Origin of the sequence: Pseudooceanicola nanhaiensis, assembly GCF_020171315.1 — a bacterium.
Lineage (GTDB): Bacteria > Pseudomonadota > Alphaproteobacteria > Rhodobacterales > Rhodobacteraceae > Pseudooceanicola > Pseudooceanicola nanhaiensis_A.
In genome coordinates, this window is sequence record NZ_JAIUZP010000019.1 from 1 (window position 1) to 2,920 (window position 2,920).

Sequence of the window (2,920 nt, forward strand, 5' to 3'; positions counted from 1 at the left end):
AGCTCTGACGCTCTGACGCTCTGACGCTCTGACGCTCTGACGCTCTGACGCTCTGACGCTCTGACGCTCTGACGCTCTGACGCTCTGACGCTCTGACGCTCTGACGCTCTGACGCTCTGATGCTCTGATGCTCTGATGCTCTGATGCTCTGACGCTCTCCAGCGCCTCAACCCTGCCGCAGCGCCCAGGTTCGCTGAGCCATCCATCCACGCCCCGCCCGGCCGATAGGCCGGGCGGCGCCGACCCGCCCCCCTGGGGCGGCGCTTATGCGCCACCCCGCGGGACGGCGCTGCCCTTGTCTCTATACGGGTAGGTGGTTGGTGGTTGCGTTCAGCCACCAGGTCAGGAGTAAACCCCGCTCACCCGGCCCGAAACCCCGCCGCCGCCACCGCCAGATGCGCTGCCGCCGCCACGCCGTCGATCAGCGTCACTCCGCTGCGCGCCTCCAGATCCGCCCGCAACGGCGCCATCCCCGCACAGCCCAGCACGACGACACCCGCGCCGTCCTCGTCCCGCGCCCGCACGATCTCTTCCGCCAGTCGCACCCGCGTGTCCTCGGCGCCTTCGTCGATCACCAGCACCGGCAGCCCGCTGGCCCGGACCGAGGCGCAATGGCCCTCGAACCCCAGCCCCGCGATATTCTCGCGGATCACCGGCAGCGACACCGCCAGCGAGGTCACGACCGAGAACCGCTGCCCCAGCAGCGTCGCCATGAGGTAGCTTGCCTGTCCGATCCCCAGCACCGGCACGCTGGACAGCGCCTGCGCCTCGGCCAGCCCGGTGTCGTCGAAACAGGCGATCACCACCGCATCGGCCTCGGCCGCGGCCACCCGGGCCAGAACGCCGGGCACCGCGCGGTCGCCATCCTCGGGGCCCTCGATGGCGGGCGGCCCGTCAGTGTTGGTCACGCCCATGATCTCGACCCCGGGCAGGGCGGCGCGGGCCGCCGCCACGATCCCGTCGGTCATCGAAGCCGTGGCATTGGGATTGATATAGAGCAGCCGCATCACACGCCCTTGCCTGCGTCCGACCCCGCCCGCGCGCGCCGCTTGCCCATCACCCAGACGGTGAAGAGGAAGACCGCGATGATCAGCAGCGAGAACAGCGTCGTCAGCGTGCCGAGCGCATAGATCACCGGCGAGGTCACGTTGGTGGTCATCCCGAAGACCTCCAGCGGCAGCGTGTTGTAGCTGCCCGCCGTCAGCAGGGTGCGGGCGAATTCGTCATAGCTGAGCGTGAAGCCGAAGAGCGCCACCCCGATCAGCGAGGGCGCGATGATCGGCAGCACCACGTGGTAGATGGTCTGCCAGGCGGTCGCGCCCTGGTCGCGGGCCGCTTCCTCGTAGGATTTGTCGAACCGGTTGAAGACCGCGAACATGATCAGCAGGCCGAAGGGCAGGGTCCATGTCAGCTGCGAGCCGAAGCCCGAGGTCGCCCAATGCACCTTCAGCCCCAGCTGGTTGAAGATCAGCCCGACGCCGAGCGAGATCAGGATCGAGGGGATCACCAGCGAGGTGATCGCGATGTAGAACAGCAGGCCCGAGCCGAGGAACCGCTTGCGGAACGCCAGCCCCGCCATGACCGAGACGACGACCGTCGTCACCATGACCATGAGGCCAAGCGCCAGCGAGCGCCGGAAGGCGCCCCAGATGTCGCCCACCGCCTGCTCCTCGAAGAGGTCGCGGAACCAGTGCAGCGAGACGCCGTTCATCGGGAAGGTCAGCCCGCCCTGCGGTCCCTGGAAGCTGAGGATGCCGATGGTCAGCGTGGGCCCGTAGAGGAAGAGCACGAAGAGCGCGAAGAAACCCGCGAGGATGTAGAAGCTGAGGGGGCGTTTTTCCATCTCAGAGCTCCTTCCGGATGTTCACGAAGCGCAGCAGGATGCCGATCACCAGCAGCACGGTGCAGAGCAGCACCACGGCGGTGGCGGCGGCAGAAGGGTATTGCAGCAGCGAGATGTCGTTGGAGATCAGCCGCCCCACGTTGGCCCGCTGCGAGCCCGACATGAAGCGCACGGTGATGAAATCGCCCATCACCAGCGTGATCACGAAGATCGTGCCGATCATGATGCCGGGCTTGGTCAGGGGCAGGATCACATGCAGCAGGGTCTGCAGCCCGCTTGCACCATTGTCCCGCGCCGCCTCCAGCAGGGATTTGTCGATCCGCATCATCGTGTTGAAGATCGGCACCACCATGAAGAGCGTGTAGAGATGCACGAAGGCGAGGATCACCGAGAAGTCGGAATAGAGCAGCCATTCCAGCGGCTCGTCGATCACGCCCCATGAGATCAGCGCCGAGTTGGCAATGCCGTTGCGCCCGAGGAAGGGGATCCACGAGATCATGCGGATGATGTTCGAGGTCCAGAACGGGATCGTGCAGAGCAGGAAAAGCGCGATCTGGATCGGCTGGCTGCGCACGTGGAAGGCCAGGAAATAGGCCACGGTAAAGCCGATCGCGAGGGTGAAGGCCCATGTGATCAGCGCGTATTTGAAGGTGGCGAAGAACACCCGGTAGGTGACGTCTGAGCCGAAGAGGAAGGCGTAATTGTCGAACTGGAACGCCGGGTAGATCGAGAACTCCGTCGCGCCCCAGAAGGAGACGGCCACGATCATCGCGATCGGGGCCAGCAGGAAGCAGACCAGCACCAGCGTCAGCGGCGCGGCCTGCAACCAGCCAAGGATATCAGGCCCCAGCCGCCGTCCCGCCCGCTTTGCGGGCCGTTTCTCCACCGGCTGCACATCGCCTGCCAGATCGCTCATTCCCGCCACTCCTGCCTCCCGGCGCATGGACCATAAGACCCGACACCGGCTTTCATCTTTCCAAAAATACTCACATTCCCGCCCGCGCCGCTCACCGCATCCTCTAGGGGCGCACAGGCGCTTCGAAACACGTCAGACGGGGGGTGCGGGGGGCGTCAGCC

3 protein-coding genes are annotated in these 2,920 nt (G+C 66.1%); all 3 read right to left on the reverse strand.

Annotated elements, in window-relative coordinates:
* Positions 1 to 359 precede the first annotated feature (359 nt).
* From LCM32_RS21355 to LCM32_RS21365, 3 genes are read right to left on the reverse strand one after another with little or no spacing between them, the layout of a single operon-like run.
* Positions 360 to 1,007 (reverse strand): aspartate/glutamate racemase family protein, encoded by a 648-nt coding sequence (locus tag LCM32_RS21355; RefSeq protein ID WP_224823112.1) that lies wholly within the window; start codon positions 1,005 to 1,007, stop codon positions 360 to 362.
* Positions 1,007 to 1,843 carry an ABC transporter permease gene (locus LCM32_RS21360; RefSeq protein WP_224823113.1) on the reverse strand — a complete coding sequence of 279 codons (837 nt, stop codon included), beginning with the start codon at positions 1,841 to 1,843 and terminating at the stop codon, positions 1,007 to 1,009. The genes LCM32_RS21355 and LCM32_RS21360 overlap by 1 nt, the downstream gene beginning before the upstream one ends.
* 1 nt (position 1,844) lies before the next feature.
* Positions 1,845 to 2,759 carry an ABC transporter permease gene (locus LCM32_RS21365; protein ID WP_224823114.1) on the reverse strand — a complete coding sequence of 305 codons (915 nt, stop codon included), beginning with the start codon at positions 2,757 to 2,759 and terminating at the stop codon, positions 1,845 to 1,847.
* Between the last annotated feature and the right edge of the window lie 161 nt (positions 2,760 to 2,920).